20 protein-coding genes are annotated in these 19,836 nt (G+C 34.3%); 7 read left to right on the top strand and 13 right to left on the bottom strand.

Going from position 1 to position 19,836, the window contains the following annotated elements; translation table 11 throughout:
• The first annotated feature begins 1 nt into the window (after position 1).
• From AAC069_RS09065 to AAC069_RS09035, 7 genes are all read left to right on the top strand, one after another.
• On the top strand, positions 2–1,156 hold the full coding sequence (locus AAC069_RS09065; RefSeq protein ID WP_339920153.1) for a Gfo/Idh/MocA family oxidoreductase: 1,155 nt from the start codon (positions 2–4) through the stop codon (positions 1,154–1,156).
• Between the two features lie 11 nt (positions 1,157–1,167).
• On the top strand, positions 1,168–2,220 hold the full coding sequence (locus AAC069_RS09060) for a sugar phosphate isomerase/epimerase (RefSeq protein WP_339920152.1): 1,053 nt from the start codon (positions 1,168–1,170) through the stop codon (positions 2,218–2,220).
• A gap of 19 nt (positions 2,221–2,239) precedes the next feature.
• Positions 2,240–2,614 carry a c-type cytochrome gene (locus AAC069_RS09055; protein WP_339920151.1) on the top strand — a complete coding sequence of 125 codons (375 nt, stop codon included), beginning with the start codon at positions 2,240–2,242 and terminating at the stop codon, positions 2,612–2,614.
• Positions 2,615–2,677: 63 nt separating this feature from the next.
• Entirely contained in the window at positions 2,678–3,361 is a 684-nt protein-coding gene (locus tag AAC069_RS09050) for a DUF1080 domain-containing protein (RefSeq protein WP_339920150.1), read from the top strand.
• Positions 3,362–3,412: 51 nt separating this feature from the next.
• Positions 3,413–4,648 (top strand): nucleoside permease, encoded by a 1,236-nt coding sequence (locus tag AAC069_RS09045; RefSeq protein ID WP_339920149.1) that lies wholly within the window; start codon positions 3,413–3,415, stop codon positions 4,646–4,648.
• Positions 4,649–4,658: 10 nt separating this feature from the next.
• The gene (locus tag AAC069_RS09040; RefSeq protein ID WP_339920148.1) at positions 4,659–5,552 is read left to right on the top strand and encodes a TIM barrel protein; all 894 of its coding nucleotides are present in this window, start codon (positions 4,659–4,661) and stop codon (positions 5,550–5,552) included.
• 21 nt (positions 5,553–5,573) lie between these two features.
• Positions 5,574–6,449 (top strand): sugar phosphate isomerase/epimerase, encoded by an 876-nt coding sequence (locus AAC069_RS09035; RefSeq protein WP_339920147.1) that lies wholly within the window; start codon positions 5,574–5,576, stop codon positions 6,447–6,449.
• A gap of 46 nt (positions 6,450–6,495) precedes the next feature.
• Here the strand turns inward: AAC069_RS09035 and AAC069_RS09030 are convergent, their stop codons facing one another.
• The 13 genes from AAC069_RS09030 to hisD form a co-directional block, all read right to left on the bottom strand.
• A complete protein-coding gene (locus AAC069_RS09030) occupies positions 6,496–7,191 on the bottom strand; it encodes a DUF4240 domain-containing protein (protein WP_339920146.1) in 696 nt (231 codons plus the stop codon).
• Positions 7,192–7,249: 58 nt separating this feature from the next.
• Positions 7,250–8,905 carry a M1 family metallopeptidase gene (locus AAC069_RS09025; protein WP_339920145.1) on the bottom strand — a complete coding sequence of 552 codons (1,656 nt, stop codon included), beginning with the start codon at positions 8,903–8,905 and terminating at the stop codon, positions 7,250–7,252.
• A 51-nt stretch (positions 8,906–8,956) separates the two neighbouring features.
• On the bottom strand, positions 8,957–10,171 hold the full coding sequence (locus tag AAC069_RS09020) for an ATP-grasp domain-containing protein (protein WP_339920144.1): 1,215 nt from the start codon (positions 10,169–10,171) through the stop codon (positions 8,957–8,959).
• Between the two features lie 4 nt (positions 10,172–10,175).
• On the bottom strand, positions 10,176–11,606 hold the full coding sequence (locus AAC069_RS09015; RefSeq protein WP_339920143.1) for a leucyl aminopeptidase family protein: 1,431 nt from the start codon (positions 11,604–11,606) through the stop codon (positions 10,176–10,178).
• A complete protein-coding gene (locus AAC069_RS09010) occupies positions 11,607–12,743 on the bottom strand; it encodes an alpha/beta hydrolase-fold protein (RefSeq protein ID WP_339920142.1) in 1,137 nt (378 codons plus the stop codon).
• Positions 12,744–12,879: 136 nt separating this feature from the next.
• Positions 12,880–13,479: a bifunctional phosphoribosyl-AMP cyclohydrolase/phosphoribosyl-ATP diphosphatase HisIE gene (hisIE, locus tag AAC069_RS09005; RefSeq protein ID WP_339920141.1), complete on the bottom strand. Its 600-nt coding sequence runs from the start codon at positions 13,477–13,479 to the stop codon at positions 12,880–12,882.
• 103 nt (positions 13,480–13,582) lie between these two features.
• Complete coding sequence (hisF, locus tag AAC069_RS09000) at positions 13,583–14,338, bottom strand: imidazole glycerol phosphate synthase subunit HisF (protein ID WP_339920140.1); 756 nt, start codon at positions 14,336–14,338, stop codon at positions 13,583–13,585.
• Between the two features lie 33 nt (positions 14,339–14,371).
• Positions 14,372–14,731, bottom strand: coding sequence for a four helix bundle protein (locus AAC069_RS08995; RefSeq protein WP_339920139.1), 360 nt, complete (start codon positions 14,729–14,731; stop codon positions 14,372–14,374).
• Positions 14,732–14,781: 50 nt separating this feature from the next.
• Positions 14,782–15,513 (bottom strand): 1-(5-phosphoribosyl)-5-[(5-phosphoribosylamino)methylideneamino]imidazole-4-carboxamide isomerase, encoded by a 732-nt coding sequence (gene hisA / locus AAC069_RS08990; RefSeq protein ID WP_339920138.1) that lies wholly within the window; start codon positions 15,511–15,513, stop codon positions 14,782–14,784.
• 14 nt (positions 15,514–15,527) lie between these two features.
• The gene (hisH, locus tag AAC069_RS08985) at positions 15,528–16,109 is read right to left on the bottom strand and encodes an imidazole glycerol phosphate synthase subunit HisH (protein WP_339920137.1); all 582 of its coding nucleotides are present in this window, start codon (positions 16,107–16,109) and stop codon (positions 15,528–15,530) included.
• A gap of 76 nt (positions 16,110–16,185) precedes the next feature.
• The gene (hisB, locus tag AAC069_RS08980) at positions 16,186–17,322 is read right to left on the bottom strand and encodes a bifunctional histidinol-phosphatase/imidazoleglycerol-phosphate dehydratase HisB (RefSeq protein WP_339920136.1); all 1,137 of its coding nucleotides are present in this window, start codon (positions 17,320–17,322) and stop codon (positions 16,186–16,188) included.
• Between the two features lie 156 nt (positions 17,323–17,478).
• Positions 17,479–18,528, bottom strand: a complete 1,050-nt coding sequence (gene hisC, locus AAC069_RS08975) for a histidinol-phosphate transaminase (protein ID WP_339920135.1) — start codon at positions 18,526–18,528, stop codon at positions 17,479–17,481.
• The gene (gene hisD / locus AAC069_RS08970) at positions 18,518–19,810 is read right to left on the bottom strand and encodes a histidinol dehydrogenase (protein WP_339920134.1); all 1,293 of its coding nucleotides are present in this window, start codon (positions 19,808–19,810) and stop codon (positions 18,518–18,520) included. The genes hisC and hisD overlap by 11 nt, the downstream gene beginning before the upstream one ends.
• Between the last annotated feature and the right edge of the window lie 26 nt (positions 19,811–19,836).

Below are 19,836 nucleotides of genomic sequence, written 5' to 3'. Positions count from 1 at the left end.
TATGAGAAAACTAAAAATGGGAATGATTGGCGGTGGAAAAAATGCATTTATAGGCGCTATTCACCGTATTGCTGCTAACATGGACGGATTAATTGAACTCCATTGTGGGGCATTTAGTTCTAATCCAGAAACATCTAAAGAATCGGGAAGGGATTTATTTCTTCCTGAATCAAAATGTTATGGCTCTTACCAAGAAATGTTAGTTACCGAAAGTAAGCTTCCGTTAGGAGAAAGAATGGATTTTGTGTCTATTGTTACACCAAATTTTGCCCACTTCGCTCCTGCTATGATGGCTTTAGAATATGGATTTCATGTTTTGATTGACAAACCCATGACTTTAAGTCTTGATGAAGCCAAGAAAATAAAGCAAAGAGTAAAAGAAACCGGACTTAGTTTGTGTCTCAGCCATACCTATTCAGGATATCCAATGGTGAAACAAGCTAGAAAAATGGTTGCTGATAATCAGTTTGGAAAAATCCGTAAAGTGATGGTCGAGTACCCACAAGGATGGCTAAGTACTTTGACTGAAAAAGACGGAAACAAACAAGCAGCTTGGAGAACTGATCCCGAAAAAAGTGGAATTAGTGGTTGTATGGGAGATATTGGAACGCATGCAGCTCAACTAGCTGAATATATTTCAGGTTTACAAATTACTCAACTATGCGCTGATATTAATATCGTTGTTGAAGGTAGAAAACTCGATGACGATGGAAATGTATTATTGAAATTTGACAATGGTGCCAATGGTATTTTGGTAGCCTCACAAATTGCTAGTGGAGAAGAAAACAGTTTAAAAATTAAGGTTTACGGTGAAAAAGGGGGCTTAGAATGGCATCAGATGGAACCTAATACTTTATTGGTAAAATGGCCCGATGCTCCTGCTCAAATCTATAGAGCTGGAAATGGCTATTTATCAGATAATGCACAGTTCAATTCTCGTACTCCTAGCGGACATCCCGAAGGATATTTAGAAGCATTTGCCAATTTATATAAGAATTTTGCTTTGACATTATCAGCAAAATTAGATGGAAAAGAACCAACAGAAGAAATGCTAGATTTCCCTACTGTAGAAGATGGTGTTCGAGGAATGGCTTTTATTGAAAATGTAATCGCCTCAGGTAAATCAGATCAAAAATGGTTTGATTTTAAAATTTAAAACATAAGATAATGACAACAATTCAAGGACCAGCGGTATTTTTAGCACAGTTCATTAGCGATGAAGCTCCTTTTAACTCTTTAGACGGAATTTGTAAATGGGCAGCTGATTTGGGGTTTAAAGGAATTCAAATGCCAACCCTAGATGCTCGTTTTATTGATTTACAAAAGGCGGCAGAAAGCAAGACTTATGCTGATGAATTAAAAGGTAAAATAGCTTCTTATGGTCTAGAAATAACCGAATTATCGACACATTTACAAGGACAATTAGTTGCTGTTCATCCTGCTTATGACGACTTATTTGATGCTTTTGCTCCTGCAAACGTACATGGAAAACCAAAAGCAAGACAAGAATGGGCTGTACAACAATTAAAATATGCTGCTAAAGCCTCTAATAATTTAGGATTAAATGCACATGCTACTTTTAGTGGGTCTTTACTTTGGCAATATTTCCATCCTTGGCCACAACGACCAGCAGGTTTAGTTGAAGAAGGATTTGTTGAATTAGCTAAACGTTGGCTACCTATTCTTAATGAATTTGATAACAATGGAGTCGATCTCTGTTATGAAATTCATCCAGGTGAGGATTTATTTGATGGAGAAACTTATGAAATGTTTTTAAAAGCCGTTAATAATCATTCTCGTGCTTGTATTTTATATGATCCCTCCCATTTTGTACTACAGCAATTAGATTACATTCAATACATTGATTTTTATCATGAACGCATCAAAGCATTTCATGTTAAGGATGCCGAATTCAATCCTACTGGAAAGCAAGGAACTTTTGGCGGATACCAAAGTTGGGCAAACAGAGCCGGACGCTATCGTTCGCCCGGTGATGGACAAGTGGACTTTAAAACGATCTTTAGCAAATTGTCCCAATATGATTTTAAAGGATGGGCCGTCATGGAATGGGAATGCTGCATCAAAAATCAAGAAGACGGTGCTCGTGAAGGTGCTGAATTTATCAAAAACCACATTATAAAAGTTACCGATAAAGCTTTTGACGATTTTGCATCAGTAGATAGCAGTCAAGCATTTAATAGAAAAATTTTAGGATTGTAGAATTTAAAATAGAAACAAAATGAAAATAAAATATTTATTACTAGCTGTTGCCATGATTGGTCTAACCGCTTTCTCTAATGCCAATTTGGATGAAACTTATATTAACTCTTCAAAAATAAAGAGTTCTAAAATTCAAATTTCAGATGGAGAAAAATTAATAGCTAAATCGGACTGCATTGGTTGTCATAACAAAGATAAAAAAGTGGTAGGTCCTTCCTATGTAGATATCGCTAATAAATATGCAGCAAATGATAAGAACATCAATTATTTATCTGGAAAAATCATAAAAGGAGGTTCAGGTGTATGGGGAACTTTACCAATGGGCGCTCATGCTTCTTTAACGAAAGATGATGCTAAATCAATGGTGAAATACATTTTATCATTGAAAAAATAGAAATAGCCAATTTTTATAATGGATATCAATTTAAAAAAAAATGAAATTTTTAAACTACTAAAAATGAAAAAAATAAATATCACCGTAATTCTTCTTGTACTTATGATGCCAATTGCCAATGCACAAAATGAATTCAAGAGTCTTTTTGATGGTAAAACCACTAATGGTTGGCATACGTATGGAAAATCAACAGTAGGAAATGCCTGGAAAGTAGAAAATGGCACATTACATTTTGATCCATCAGCAAAAGAAAACAATCAAGGAGGAGATCTAGTTACAGATAAAGAATATTCCAATTTTCATTTAAAATTAGATTGGAAAGTGGCTCCAAAATCAAATAGCGGAATAATATTTTACATTAATGAAGATCCTATCAAGTATAAAAACACTTATGAAACAGGTTTAGAAATGCAAGTTCTAGATAATGATGGACATCCTGATGGAAAAATTGATAAGCATAGAGCCGGTAATTTATATGATTTAGTTAAAGGAGATGTTGAACCGGTTAAAGCTGTGGGAGAATGGAATACTGCTGAAATCATATCTAACAATGGTCAACTTACATTTATATTAAATGGAGTTGAAGTTGTAAAAACTACACTTTGGGATAATGAATGGAAGGAATTAGTAGCAGGAAGTAAATTTGCGGCTTGGAAAGATTTTGGAACCTTTAAGAAGGGGAAAATTGCCTTGCAAGATCATGGAGATAATGTTTGGTATAGAAATATATTAATTAAAAAATTATAACCTAATTAGAATTAACCTTACAAAAAAATTAACCAACCAACCAAAAAACCAATGAATAGTACCGTCCGCATTAAATTATCTGTAATGATGTTTCTTGAATTCTTTATCTGGGGAGCATGGTTTGTCACTTTAGGAACTTATTTAGCAATAAATCTACAAGCGTCAGGTTCAGAGACGGCCTCTGTTTTCTCAACGCAGTCTTGGGGTGCTATAATCGCTCCATTTATAATTGGACTTATTGCCGACCGTTATTTTAATGCTGAAAAAATATTAGGTATTCTTCATATAGCAGGAGCACTATTGATGTATCAAATGTATCAATCACAGGAAGTAGGTATGTTTTACACCTATGTTTTGGGTTATATGATCTTATACATGCCTACATTGGCACTTGTGAATTCAGTGGCTTTTAATCAAATGAAAGATCCTGAAAAAGAATTTCCAAATATCAGAGTTTGGGGAACTATAGGTTGGATTTTAGCTGGACTATCCATTAGTTACATTTTTCATTGGGACTCTTCAGAAGGAGTTACACAAGGACTATTGAAGAACACTTTTCTTCTATCAGGAATTGCTGCTTTTATATTAGGAATGTTTAGTTTTGTTTTACCTAAAACACCTCCGAAAGTAGTTTCAAATGAAAAAATTAGAGTTAGTGATCTACTAGGCTTAGATGCATTGAAATTATTAAAGGATAAAAACTTTGCCATATTTTTCATCTCATCAATTCTTATTTGTATTCCCCTAGCCTTCTATTATCAAAATGCACATCCATTTCTAACAAGCGCTGGTATTGAAAATCCAACAGGTAAAATGGCTATTGGCCAAATTTCTGAAGCTTTATTTTTGCTATTAATTCCTGTATTCTTTGTTCGTTACGGATTTAAGAAAACAATTTTAGTAGGTATGCTGGCATGGGCTATTCGTTATGCTTTGTTTGCCTATGGAAATGGTGGTAATTTGAGTTTTATGCTTATAATTGGTATCGCATTACACGGAATTTGTTATGATTTCTTTTTTGTTTCAGGACAAATTTATACCAACTCAAAAGCGGGTGAGAAATATAAAAGTGCAGCCCAAGGTCTTATAACATTAGCTACTTATGGTGTTGGAATGTTAGTTGGTTTTGCCATTGCCGGCTGGATTACTGACAATTATAAAATGCTTGATGGTACGATCAATTGGCAAATGGTTTGGATTATTCCTGCAGGGATAGCATTTGCAGTATTTTTGTTATTTGCACTTTTATTTGATTCGAAAAAAGAAAAGGAAATTCAAGCTATTTAATATTAAAATTATGAGCTCAAATTTAAGCAGAAGATCCGTTTTAAAAGGGATACTAGCAGGAACAGTAGCAATGGGGATTCCTGCCCGTTTTTCTGATTTTGGATTGAGTACCAATGAAGATGAATCAACTTTAGATCTCTTAAAAGGGAATATTAATCATTCTGTTGCCCGTTGGTGTTTTAACGATATTGACTTGGATACTCTTTGCAATGAAGCAAAAAAAATTGGAATCAAAGCAATTGATTTAGTTGGCCCTAAAGAATGGCCTATTCTAAAAAAGTATGGTCTAGACTCCGCTATGTGTAATGGAGCTGAAATTAATTTGGTTGACGGTTTCAATGATATTGAATTTCATGAGATACTTGTTAAGAATTATACTGAAATGATTCCTCTAGTTGCTACTGCAGGTTTTAAAAATCTTATTTGCTTTAGCGGAAATAAAAGAAGTAAAACAGACGAAGAAGGATTAAACAATTGTGTTATTGGCTTACAAAAACTGATTCCTATTGCAGAAAAGCACGGTGTGGTTTTAGTTATGGAACTATTGAATAGTAAAATAAATCATCCTGATTATCAATGTGACACTACTCCTTGGGGAGTGGAATTAGCCAAACGTTTGAATTCAGAACATTTCAAACTATTATATGATATTTACCATATGCAAATTGATGAAGGCGATGTGATTAGAACAATTAGAGACAACCATAATTATATAGCGCATTATCATACAGCAGGAGTTCCTGGGAGAAATGAAATTGATGATACACAAGAATTAAATTACGGTGCTATAATGAAAGCTATTCATGAAACTGGGTTTAAAGGATATGTAGCGCAGGAGTTTATTCCTAAAAACCAGAACAAGCTGGAATCCTTGAAAAAGGCCATCGCAATATGTGATATTTAACGATTATAAAAAATAGAACTCATGATAAAAAGAAGAGACTTTTTAATAAGTACCGGATTGGCTCTTGGAGCATTAGCGATTGCTCCTTCCTTTGCTTTTGCTGCAAAAAAGAAAGCAATAGGCATTCAATTATGGACATTGAGAGATACTTTGCCAAAAGATGTCAAAGGTGTATTATCGCAAGTTGGAAAAATAGGCTTTAATGAAGTGGAAACATTTGGCTATTCAATTAAAGATGGATTTTTTGGGACTTCTTTGAAAGACTTTAAGTCGATGTTAACTAATAATGGTCTAAAAGCTACAAGTAATCATTTTGATTTCAATGGCTATATCGAGAATGGTAATACTGATCCACTAAAGTCTTATACCGAAGCTGCTAATATTCTAGGTAGTGAATATATTACAGTACCTTACATCATTGAAAATTTAAGGGGAAAAAGTGCTGATGATTATAAAAAATTAGCTCTAAAAGTCAATAAAGCCGCTGAAATTTGTAAAGCTGCTGGAATAAAATTAGCTTATCATAATCATGATTTTGAATTTACAAAATTTGGATCAACAAATGGATATGAGATTTTATTAAATGAAACTGATAAGAACCTAGTTGATTTTGAAATGGATTTATACTGGGTAGTTCGTGCTGGACAAGATCCGTTGGAATTATTCAAAGAACACCCTGGTCGTTTTAAAATGTGGCATGTTAAAGATATGGATAAAGTAAATCCTGATTTTAACGCTGAAATTGGTACTGGAAAACTAGACTTTAAATCGATCTTTGCGCAAGCTGAACTTTCTGGAATGAAACGCTTCTTTTTAGAACATGAAAGCAACTACATTCCCAATCCAATAGAATCATCAGCTGCAAGTTATAATTACATTAAGAACAACTTAATTTAATAAAAAAAGCGATACTTATTTAGTATCGCTTTTTTTATTAATCATTTTATTTCCAAAGTTTTTGAAATAGAACGGGACAAACTTTCCCCATAGTTGCAGGCTCATCTGGGTTCCAATTAAATTTTAGTAAGGGATAGTTTTCGTCATTTGTCACGAAAGTATCGTAGTCAATATAGGAATACAAATCTTCACCCGTGCTGTTTTTGAACGCATTCATTGCTACGTACCAAAAACCTTCAAATTCGTAGGACTCCTTGCCTTCAACCACTTCATTAATTAAAGCGTCAGGGTTAGATTTTACTTTATAAAACACTTCTTTACCCTGAGAAATCAACCAACATCTAAAATACTCAAATCCTCCATCAGAACATCCACCGCTTACAATATAAGCTGCGCACCACAATTCTGGATTGTAACTGTCATAAAGTAGCTTATCTGTTCGTAAACGAAAGCCTATCATTTCTTGCGGAGTCAACTTCTCAATTGCCGAAACTAGAAAAATTTCCTGGTCTTCTTGGTTTGTCGTTTCCTTCAGTGAATTTTCTATTAATGCCCAAAAGCTGTCCTCACTTAGCATTTCACTTGATTTTAGGAGCGTAATAGAATCAAGATTAATTCGAACTGACATTTCAGGATTTTCAATACTACCTAATGACTCTTCTTGATTTTGCGTACTATTTTGTCCACAAACATTTATACTGAAGAATAGAAATAACGATAGTAATGTAATTGAATTTTTCATAAAATAAAAGAAATTTGACAATTTGGCTCTTAATATGCCTGTGTAAAATTAACCAATTTTATTCTGTAATATCAAATTCCGCCACATAAAAATTTACGTCAATTTTAAGATTTGGATTTTCTACTGTAATGGAATCAGTTACCCAGTCAGTAGTTGGTTTGAGCCATTTTTCTTTGTCATTAAGGGTAGCTTTTACTGGCATATTGAAGCCTGCAACACAGTTAGTCCAACGAAAACCGAGGGTGTTATCTTTGAAGAAATACTCTAATGTAGGTATTCTAGTGTCCCTTAAGTATTGATTGAAGAAAGGGGTTAAATCCATACCAACCGCCTCACTTAAGTAATCTTCAATCTGTTTTGTGGTGACCGTCTGATGATAAAAAGTACTATTTAAACCTCTTAAGGTGGCTCTCCATTTTTCATCATCATTCACAATTTGGCGCAAAGTATGCAGCATATTAGCCCCTTTATAGTACATATCACTGGAACCCTCACTGTTTACACCATAGTGACCGATTATTGGTTTATCATTTTCAATATTTTTTCGGATGCCCCTAACGTACTCATAACCGGCCTCTTTTCCGTAATAATATTCTAGAAATAGACTCTCAGAATAGTTTGTAAAACTCTCGTGAATCCACATGTCTGCGATATCTTTATCTGTGATGTTATTAGCAAACCATTCATGCCCAGATTCATGGATAATTATGAAATCAAATTTAAGGCCCCAACCTGTTCCACTCAAATCCCGTCCTCGGTATCCATTTTGAAACCCATTTCCGTAGGTAACTGAACTCTGATGTTCCATTCCCAGGTAAGGAGCTTCTACCAGCTTATAACTGTCTTCATAAAACGGATAAGGTCCAAACCAATGTTCAAAAGCTTTTAGCATTCGAGGAACATCTTTAAATTGTTCTTTGGCTTTTGCCAAATTGTCTCTCAAAACATAATAGCTGCAATCTAAATCACCTTTTTCGCCTTTGTATTTTTCCGAGAAAGAAACGTAATCCCCAATATTTATGTTTACACCATAATTATTAATTGGATTCGATACATACCAGTTAAATGTTTTTGTTCCGTCTTTTAGTTTTTTAACGCTAAGCAAACGTCCATTAGAGACATTTGTAAGGTTTCCGGGAACATTTACACTGATGAGCATACTTTCTACTTCATCGTACATATGATCCTTATTGGGCCACCAAACACTAGCGCCCAATCCCTGACAAGAAGATGCTATAAATGGGTTACCATTGCTGTCTTTTTTCCAGGTAATACCTCCGTCCCATGGCGGATTTACGGCCACTTTTGGTTTACCGCCATAGAAAACGGTAAGTTCTTTAATTGTACCCGGTTTTTGAAGCGCAATCAAGTCAATAAAAAAGGCATTCCCTTCTCTGTTATATTTTAATTCTACACCATCCTGAATTACTTTATAAATCTCTAAAGGATTTTGCAGGTCGATTTGTATGCGGTTGTATTCTTGTATTACTTGATATTTAATAGTATTCGAACCTACTATAGTGCTGTCTTTAGGATTCACTTTAATGTCCAAATGATAATACTTCAGGTCCCACCACTCCCTTTCTTTAGTAATACTTCCTCTGAGGCTGTCTTGTTTGGTAAACACCATTTCTGACTTGCCTAAAAGACCTTGGGCAGTACTACCATTCGAAATAAATACTATGGAACAAATAATAACAAAAAAATTTTTCATGAATGCGGAATCTTTTAATACAATTCTATTTTTGAATCGGAACTATTACTATTAATGCAGTTTTGAGACTGTTTCTTGAGGTACCACCACAGTAAAATCAGCCACTAAGCGATCTACATAATCATTTAGTAACTCTAAAACTCTCTCACTTTTATCAGACTGAACCACTAATCCGGCATGATAATCTAGAGGAATTCTAAAGCAAACCTCAGGATCAGAAAAAGAAGATAGATCAGGATTTTGATATTTAGACAAAGTCAATACAATTCCTGCATAGCCTTTTTTTACTTTTGGTAACTTATATTTTTGATCTCTTACCAATGCATCTTCAATGGCGGCCCATTCTTTCCAAAGATTTATATTTGAAGCAGCTTCGACCATTTCTGCTAAATGAGCTCCGCCGACGCGAGACGATGTTTCTAAAAAGTAAATCTTTCCGTCTTCATCGCTTTTTATAAATTCAGTATGTGCGGCGCCATGTTTTAATCCAAAATCTTTCATGACTTGCTCATTTACCTTTTTTATGGCTTTATCGTCTTCCGAATTATAAGGAATATTGGAACTACGAAAAACGCCACCACCTTGTGATATTTCCATTGGTGTAGCCAAATATTTTGAAGTCAAGCTAAAAATAACTTTTCGTTCAGAAATCAAACTATCACAATGATATACGGCACCTGGTTTAAACTGTTCTAATAAGTATTTGAAACGGTTGTTTCCCATTTCGTTAATATGAATCCATAAGGTTTCTTTATCGTGTACTTTTATAATACCAGTGGCTGAGGCTTCTGAACGTGGTTTTAAAACCCATGGAGGAGAAACGGTATCAGCAAAAGTATTAATGTCATGATCATTAAATAAAGAACAGAAAGCAGGAATAGAAATGGCACAACTCTTCGCTCTCATACGCATCGCTAGTTTATCTCTAAAATAACGTCCCGTAGTTTGTCCCATTCCATCAATGCGCAGGTTTTCTCTCAGATAGGTAGCTTTCTCTACATCATAATCATCTAATGCTACAATGGCATCAATTTGATTCGACTTCATTAAGTTCCCAACACCCAGTAATAAATGCTCTAAGTTCCAATCGATATCCTGACCTTGCATATAAAAGGTTTCGTCTATAGAATCATGCGGCCATGGTTTGTCTCTCAGTTTTGCACTAGTTATGAGATAGACTTTGTTGCCAAGACTTTTTAAATGAATTAAAAAATCGGCTCCTTTGAAATAATTCGAAATACAAATGAAGGTTTTAGGATTTTGCATAAGCTTATAAATTTTCAATGAATTTGGTTAATAAATGTACTCCGTATGCCGTAGCATGTTTGCTTTTTGCAAATTCATCGTCGCCAAATGCTACACCAGCGACATCCAAATGTGCCCAAGCAGCATGCTCGTTTGTGAAATATTCTAAAAATTTAGCCGCACTAATAGCGCCAGCTACTGGTTTTCCGCTATAATTTTTTACATCTGCAATATCACTTTCAATGTCTTGTTTGTAGACATCCCAAAGCGGTAGCGGCCATAGACGCTCCCCTACTGAATCTCCCGCTTCCTGCAGTTTTTTAGAAATAGCTTCGTTATTAGTAAACAAAGCACCACATTCGTATCCTAATGTTCCAACACTGCTTCCAGTAAGTGTAGCGATATCAACAATATATTCTGGCTTGTAATTTTTTATAAGATAAGAAATACCATCTGCTAGGACTAAACGGCCTTCAGCATCAGTATCAATAATTTCGATTGAAGTTCCGTTGTAACTATGAATCACATCACTTGGTAAAAATGCTTTTGCATCGACAGAATTTTCTGCACAAGGGACGATAGCAGTTACTTTTACAGGTAATTGCAAATCAGCAATCAATTGCATGGCGCCAAAAACTGCTGCTCCACCAGCCATGTCACACTTCATATGAACCATTCCTGCTGTTTTTATGTTCAAACCTCCAGTGTCAAAAGTGATTCCTTTTCCAACTAAACCAACATGCTTTAAATTAAGAACATCTTCTTTTGGGGTATAAGTCATAACCACAAACTGTGGCTCATTTTCACTTCCTTTTCCGACAGCTAAAAAAGCACCGAGTCCTTCAATTTGACATGCTTCGAGACCAAGAACCTTTACTTCAAATCCGTATTTATCTCCTTTATCTTGAGCCCAATTTGCAAGATACTTCGGTGTTACCTTATTTGGAGGTAAATCAACCAATGCTAAAGTTTGAAGTTGGGCGCGAGCAATTTTTATCGCTTTATTAATTGTTGGCGAATAATCTTTAGAAGATAAAATTTCCAGTTCAAAATCAGGATTTAAAAAAGGATGCTCGTCCACTTTTTTGAAATGACCTAAATTATAAGTACCTAACAATAAACCAGATATGGTGGCTTCTAATTGGTCATTACTGAATTCTTGCGGTACAAATAAAGCAACATTTTTTCCAAAAGCTTCTTTTTCCTTAGCAGCAATTCTCCTCGCTATTGTTTTTAATGCCTTATACTCGATTGCTTTACCTAGCCCAATAAAAAGGTAGGTGATGTTGTTTTTCTCGGCTAAATAAGAGGTGTCTTTCTTGCCATAGAAAACTTTGGACGAAATTTCTAAACCTTCAAATTGGATTGGAACTATACTTTTTACATTGGTTTCGAAAACCGGTATTAAAACGGTTCCTGAAAAATCATCTAATTTATCTATTTGGTTAGTTTTCATTTAATTATCTTTTGTGTTAAAAAAAAGCCACTCAATAGCTTTAGGAAATTCATCACTCCAATAGGTCTCGTTGTGTTTTCCTTCTTTATTGATGCTCAAATTAATTTTCATTTTATCTTTTACGAATTCGTTTGCAATGGCGCGATCCTTGAAGCTTTTCACATGTTCAATCATGGTATCACTTTCGTCACCACCTGCATATAAATATATTTTGGTATCCTCTGTAACTTCTTCATCCACTTGAATTTTCATATCAGGTTTAACCCAAAGCGAAGGAGAAAAAATCATCAATTTACCAAATACTTTTGGGTATCTTAACCCACTAAAAATACTAATTAAAGCACCCATTGAACTACCACCTATTCCGGTATTAGCACGGTCTTTTTTGGTACGGAAATTATTATCTACAAAGGGCTTCAACGTTTTGGTTACAAAACGAATGTATTTTTTCCCCTGTCCTTTTCCTAATATTGTTTTCCCTACACTATATTCTCTTATTCTGTCTTCTTCAGCGTGCTCAATAGCGATTATAATGATCTTCCCAATTTTATACTCTGACATTACAGCCAGTTTCTTGTCAATTTCCCAATTACCGTATTCAGCATCCTCATTGAATAAATTTTGAGCATCTTGTAAATACATAACGGGATAACTTTCTTTTGAAGTATCATAATCATGAGGGAGTAACGCCCATATTTTCCGGGTTCTATTCAACTGCGGAATCTCAAATTCATCAGAAATAAGTAAAACTTGTGGTAAATAATTTTGCTTATATGGCAACCAATTCTTCCTCCATCTTGCAACATGTTCCTTTTGTGTTCCCGTATGCTTTTTTGTCGACCTATTTTCAGTACGATTGCCGCTGCTGTTAATTTCAACTTCACTCCAATCTCCTTTTGTAAACTTATACAACAACGTTTCTGGATAGTCAAAATCATGTGTAAATTTAAAATGATATAAACCGTTTCCAATTTTTTCCATCATGAACAGCTTATCCTGCGTCAACCAGTTATTAAAATTTCCCGACATATATACTGGACGTAAATCATCTTCATCAGTGGTTAATATTATGTGGAGTCCTGTTTTTATGATAGTATTGTTAAGTTCTAATATGTTGCTTGTATTGTCAAAATTCATAACGTGTATTGTGGTATTTTATAAAATAATAGTAAATATAGGGGATTGCAACTTGAAATAAAAGAAAAAAGAAAACCCAACAGCAAATCAAATTACTGTTGGGTTTTATATCGTATAATTAACAAGAAAAAAATCTCTATTTCTGGCGAGTTTTTAATACGTCAACTACATCATTGATTTTGAATCCTTTCGCCTGAAGCAAAATTAGGTAGTGAAAAAGCAAATCGGCACTTTCACTTAAAAACAAGTCATCATTATCATCTTTTGCCTCAATAACCACTTCGATTGCTTCTTCACCAACTTTCTGTGCAATCTTATTGATCCCCAATTTAAATAAAGAAGCCACATAACTCTTTTCAGAATCTGCATTTACTCTTCGTACTTGAATCGTATCTTCAAGAGAAGAAATGAAACCGTAATTCGTTTTGTTTTCTTTTCCCCAGCAGGTATCAGTTCCTTTGTGACATGTAGGTCCTTCAGGTTTTACTTGAATTAATAAGGTGTCGTTATCACAGTCATTTTTGATATCAACCAAATTCAAAAAGTTACCACTTTCCTCGCCTTTTGTCCAAAGTCTTTGTTTAGATCTGCTGTAAAAAGTGACCTTTTTAGTATCTATTGTCTTTTGATATGCTTCTGCATTCATGTAACCCAACATTAAAACAACATTGGTTTCGCTATCTTGTATGATTGCCGGAATTAATCCGTCTGTGCTTTTTGAAAAATCTATGTTCATTTTTATTTTTTTTAGGAAGAAAAAAGGATAAAAAGAATATCGACAAAAAAAGGTAGTTCTAAATTAATCCTTAATTCTCAGTCTATTTTCTTTATTCTATCGTCTATATTCTGACTTCTATATTATTATTTTTAAGTGCTGTTTTTAATGTTTTAATTTCGATTTCTTTAAAATGAAATACGCTAGCTGCTAATGCTGCATCCGCTTTTCCATCTTTAAAAGTATCTACAAAATGCTGAATGTTCCCAGCACCACCAGAGGCAATTATCGGAATATTTACTAAACTTGAAAGTTTGGCTAAAGCTTCATTTGCAAAGCCATTTTTCGTTCCGTCATTATCCATCGAAGTAAACAGGATTTCCCCTGCTCCGCGTTGTTCTACTTCTTTTGCCCAATCAAATAAATTCAATTCTGTCGGCACTTTTCCACCTACTAAATGTACCACCCATTGTCCATTAATTTGCTTAGCATCAATTGCTACAACTACACATTGACTTCCAAACTTCTGTGCCAAATCATTAATCAACTGCGGGTTTTTTACTGCCGAAGAATTAATTGAAACCTTATCAGCTCCATTCTGCAATAAAATCTCAACATCGGCTACAGATGAGATTCCGCCACCTACAGTAAAAGGAATATTAATAGTTGAGGCTACTTTTCGAACTAAATCAATTAAAGTTTTTCGTTGTTCTTCAGTTGCAGATATGTCCAAAAAAACCAATTCATCAGCTCCTTCATCCGAGTATATCTTAGCTAATTCTACTGGATCACCCGCATCACGTAAATCTACGAAATTTATGCCTTTTACCGTTCTTCCGTTTTTAATATCGAGACAAGGTATTATTCTTTTTGTTAACATATCTTTTAATTATGAATTATTAAGTCGTAATTATTAAGTTTTTTTGAGATTATTTTTTGAAGTAATAATTATACTTTTTATCAATTTTAAAACTTCTATACCATCGTTATTTAAGCTTAAAAACTCTTCATTTGATATATAGTTTGTAGCTTGCAAAAGTTCTAACCAGTATAAAGTTTCATCTGCTTCTTTTTGAGAAATCCCTAGTTTATGAATAAAGTCAGCCTTGCTTTCTGCATTCTTTGATTCACGAATATTTGCCCCAACTGAAGTTCCTGAACGTAAAATTTGTTTACTCATAACATACTCGTTTCTAGAAATAAGTATTTTATATAAGTTTACAATCCTAATAGCAAATAAAAAGCTTTTAGTTTTAATTACATCTTCACCCATATTTATAACTTAAAAAATTATTATTCAATTTGTAACTTACTGCTTACAAATTATGAATTACTACTTAAAATGTAATTTTCCAATTGTTTCAACGAAATCCGTCCTTCATAAATCGCTTTTCCAATGATCGTTCCTTCACAGCCTAATTCGGCTAATTTGGGTAGCTCATCAAAAGTAGAAATTCCACCTGAAGCGATTAATTTTATTCCTTTGGCTTCCGCCAAAATTTTAGAGTATAAATCAAAACTAGGTCCTTCAAGCATTCCGTCTTTTGCAATATCAGTACAAATAACATATTGAATTCCTTTAGCTTGATATCCTTGAATAAATGGAATTAAATCTTCATCAGATTCTTCCAACCATCCTGAAACGGCTACTTTTTCGTTATTTGCATCTGCTCCAAGAATGACTTTATCAGCACCATATTCGGCAATCCATTTTTCGAAAATCGCTCTATTTTTTACTGCAATACTTCCACCCGTAATTTGGTTAGCACCACTTTCAAAAGCAATTTTCAGGTCGGCATCCGACTTCAATCCACCACCAAAATCAATTTTTAATTTTGTTTTAGAAGCAATTTGCTCCAATATTTTATAGTTAATAATCTGACTTGATTTTGCACCGTCAAGATCCACTAAATGTAAATATTCAATTCCGTGAGCTTCAAATTCTTTGGCAACTTCTAATGGGTTTTCATTATAAATTATCTTGGTGTTGTAATCCCCTTTTGACAAGCGAACACATTTTCCGTCGATGATGTCTATTGCTGGTATTATACGCATAATTTGTTTCAGGTTTAAAGTTTTAAAAAATTTTCAAGAATTTTTTCACCTACATCACCACTTTTCTCGGGGTGAAATTGGGTTCCATAGAAATTATCTTTTTGCAATGCCGATGCATATTCCACTTCATAATTTGTAGTCGCAATAGCTTCAGAACAAAGTGGTGCATAAAAACTATGTACTAAATACATGTATTCGTTTTCAGCGATTCCTTGGAATAAAGCCGACTTCAAGTTATAAATTTGGTTCCAACCCATTTGAGGCACTTTCACTTTTGGAGTGAATTTAATCACATCCACATCAAAAATCGCCAAACCTTTGGTATTCCCTTCTTCTGATTTGTTGCACATTAACTGCATTCCCAAACAAATCCCTAAAACAGGTTGTTTTAGTGTTGGAATTAAACTGTCCAATCCGCTTTCTAAAAGCATTTTCATCGCTGAACTTGCTTCCCCCACTCCTGGAAAAATCACTTTGTCTGCTGCCTTAATTTCCTCAGGCTTGTTACTCAAAACCGCTTTGAATCCCAATCTTTCAATTGCAAACATAATGCTCTGAATATTCCCCGCTCCGTAATTTATGATTACTATTTTCATTTTTTTTGTTTCAGGTTTCAGGTTTAAAATTTAAAATCCCTCACAGAATCTCAAATATTAAACTTTAAACAAATTTTTACAACATCCCCTTAGTTGATGGCAAAATCATTTTCTCGGTATCGCGTTTTACTGCCACTTTTATCGCTTTGGCAAAAGCCTTAAAAATAGCCTCAATTTTGTGATGTTCATTTTGTCCTTCAGCTTTGATGTTGATGTTTGCTTTGGCTCCATCAGAAAATGATTTAAAGAAATGTAAAAACATCTCTGTAGGCATCTTTCCTACCATTTCACGTTTGAATTCGGTTTCCCAAACCAACCAGTTTCTACCTCCAAAGTCAATAGCTACTTGCGCTAAGCAGTCATCCATTGGCAAACAAAAACCGTAACGCTCAATCCCTAGTTTATTTCCTAATGCTTTCGCAAAAACTTCCCCTAAAGCAATCGCTGTATCTTCAATTGTATGATGCTCGTCCACTTCTAAATCGCCTTTCACAAGGATTTCTAGGTCCATTTGTCCGTGACGCGCAATTTGGTCTAGCATATGATCAAAAAATGCAATTCCCGTTTCAATTTTGCTTTTCCCTGTTCCATCCAGATTTAGATTAATGTAAATATCTGTTTCATTCGTTTTTCTCGAAATTGTAGCTGAACGTGCCTCTAATTTCAAATACTCATAAATTTCTTTCCAATCTGTTGATTGTAATGTAATAACATCATCTAACTCTTCCCGTTTAGAAGCGATTTCAGTACTTCCTGCACCTTCACTCACGTTCATAAAAATAGCTTTTGCACCTAGGTTTTTAGCTAATTCTACATCAGTTAAACGATCACCTAATACAAATGAGTTAGCCAAATCGTAAGCTGGATTGTCGATATATTTCAGTAACATTCCAGTTCTTGGTTTGCGTGTCGGCGCATTATCCTCCGGAAAAGAACGGTCTACGAAAATATCATCAAAAAGAACGCCTTCATTTTCGAAAGCTCTTAAAATGAAATTTTGAGTAGGCCAGAAAGTATCTTCAGGAAAACTGTCCGTTCCTAAACCGTCTTGATTTGTTACCATTACTAATTCATATTCCAATTCTTTAGCAATTTTTGCTAAGTATTGAAATGCTTTTGGATAAAATTCTAATTTATCTAAACTATCTAATTGATATCCTTCCGGTTCTAAAACCATAGTTCCGTCACGATCTATAAAAAGTACTTTTTTCATTTGTTATGATTTAAAACGAACACAAATTTCACAGATCTTCACCAATTAGCGATCGCTTAAGTTCTGTTTATTTTGAGTTCTATTTTCTTGTTTTTTGTCTAAAACTATTTTATTTTTAATAACTACAATTTCAAAATAACACTGTGAAATTTGTGTTTAAATTGTCTTCAATGCCTCCATTAACTTCTTGTTTTCTTCTGCTGTACCAATAGTCAAACGCAAGGTGTTTTCACATAAAGGTTGCGTTGTTCTATTTCTAATAACGATTCCTTTAGCTATTAACTGATCGTATCTTTTATTAGCATTATCAACTTTTATTAAAACAAAATTAGCTTCTGTCGGATAAATTTTAGACACAAAAATAACTTCATGTAATACTTTAAGTAAATCATCTCTTTGTATTACAATTGAGTCTATTTCTAACTGTATTTTTTCTTTATCAGCTAATCTTTCTAATGCTCTTTGTTGTGTTAACTCATTCACATTATAAGGTGGCTTTATTTTGTTTAAAACTGAAATGATAGCTGCAGATGCATAGCAAATCCCTAAACGAATTCCAGCTAAACCATACGCTTTTGATAACGTTTGTGTAATAATCAAATTAGGGTATTCATCTAATTCATTCAACCAACTTTGCTTTTTTGAGAAATCAATATACGCTTCGTCGATTACTACTAATCCCTTGAAATTTTGAAGTATAGTAACCACACTTTCATCAGAAAACGAATTTCCTGTTGGGTTATTAGGCGAACATAAAAAGATCATTTTTGTATTTGCATCCACTGCTTCTAAAATGGCATCAATCTCTGGTTGGAAATCTGTAGATAATAAAATCTCTCTGTTTTCAACAGCGTTTATATTAGCCAATACACTATACATTCCGTATGTAGGCGGCAAAGTAATTACGTTATCCGTTTTAGGTTCGCAAAAAGCTCTGAACAATAAATCCAATACTTCGTCGCTTCCATTACCTAATAAAACTTGGTCTACTTTCAGGTTTCTTTGTTTGGCCAAAACCGCTTTTACGCTACTTTGCTGTGGATCAGGATAGCGATTCACTCCATTTTGGTATGGATTTTCATTGGCGTCCAAAAAAATCATTTGAGCAACATCAAAATCTTTGAATTCATCACGAGCAGATGAATACGGTTTCATTGTTTTAACGTTCTCACGAACTAAATTATTTATATCGAAACTATTTTCCATCTTTAATCGCTTTTAATCGTAATGTCACTGCATTTTTGTGTGCTTGCAAGCCTTCCGCTTCGGCCATAACTTCAATCGCTTTCCCAATATTTTTAATTCCTACTTCAGAAATCTTCTGAAAAGTCATCGATTTTGTAAAACTATCCAAGTTTACGCCGCTATAATTTTTAGCATAACCATTTGTTGGTAAAGTATGATTGGTGCCAGAAGCATAATCTCCAGCACTTTCAGGCGTGTAATTCCCTATAAAAATAGAGCCTGCATTTTCGATTCCATCAATGTAAAAATCATCAGATGATGTGCAAACTATAAAGTGTTCTGGTCCGTATTCATTGATTAAATCCAAAGCGATTTGGTCATTTTCGACAAAAATCAACTTTGAATTAGCAATTGCTTTCTCGGCAATTTCTTTTCGAGGTAGCGCTTCTAATTGAATTTGAATTTCTTCTTCAACAGCATCTATTAATTTTTTTGAGGTTGAAACCAAAATCACTTGGCTATCCGAACCATGTTCTGCCTGAGACAATAAGTCTGAGGCTACAAATGAAGGAACTGAACTATCATCAGCCACAACTAATAATTCCGAAGGTCCAGCAGGCATGTCAATTGCAACTCCAAACTGCGTTGCTAATTGTTTGGCTACGGTCACAAATTGATTTCCTGGGCCAAAAATCTTATATACTTTTGGAATCGACTCCGTACCAAAAGTAAGTCCTGCAATAGCTTGTATTCCTCCTACTTTTAAAATTTTGGTAACTCCACATAAATTAGCAGCGTATAAAATAGCTGGATTTATATTTCCTTTTTTATCTGGTGGTGAACATAAAACGATTTCTTTGCAACCTGCAATATTTGCAGGAACGGCCAACATTAAAACTGTTGAAAACAAAGGTGCTGTTCCACCAGGAATATACAAACCAATCTTTTGAATCGGTCTTTTTTCTTGCCAGCATTGAACTCCTTCAACCGTTTCAACGGCTACTCTTGCTGTCTTTTGAGCGGCATGAAATTTTTCGATATTATTTTTAGCTAATTGAATGGCTTCTTTCAGTTCTGTAGAAACAGAAGCGACAGCTGTTTCAATTTCGGCTTTGGTGACTTCTAATTTATCGATGGCAACACCGTCAAATAGAGAAGTATATTTGGCTACAGCCTCACCTCCTTTTTTCTGAACTTCCTTAAAAATTTCTTTTACTGTAAGCTCAATGTCATCTACCGTTTTTGTTGGTCTTTCTAGTATTGCAGACCAAGTTTCCGGTTTTGGGTTGTATATTTTATTCATAATTTATAGTTTGAAGTTTAAGGTTA

The sequence above is a fragment of the uncultured Flavobacterium sp. genome (assembly GCF_963974175.1).
In the GTDB taxonomy this organism is placed as follows: Bacteria; Bacteroidota; Bacteroidia; order Flavobacteriales; family Flavobacteriaceae; genus Flavobacterium.
This window is presented reverse-complemented; position numbering and strand designations above follow the sequence as displayed.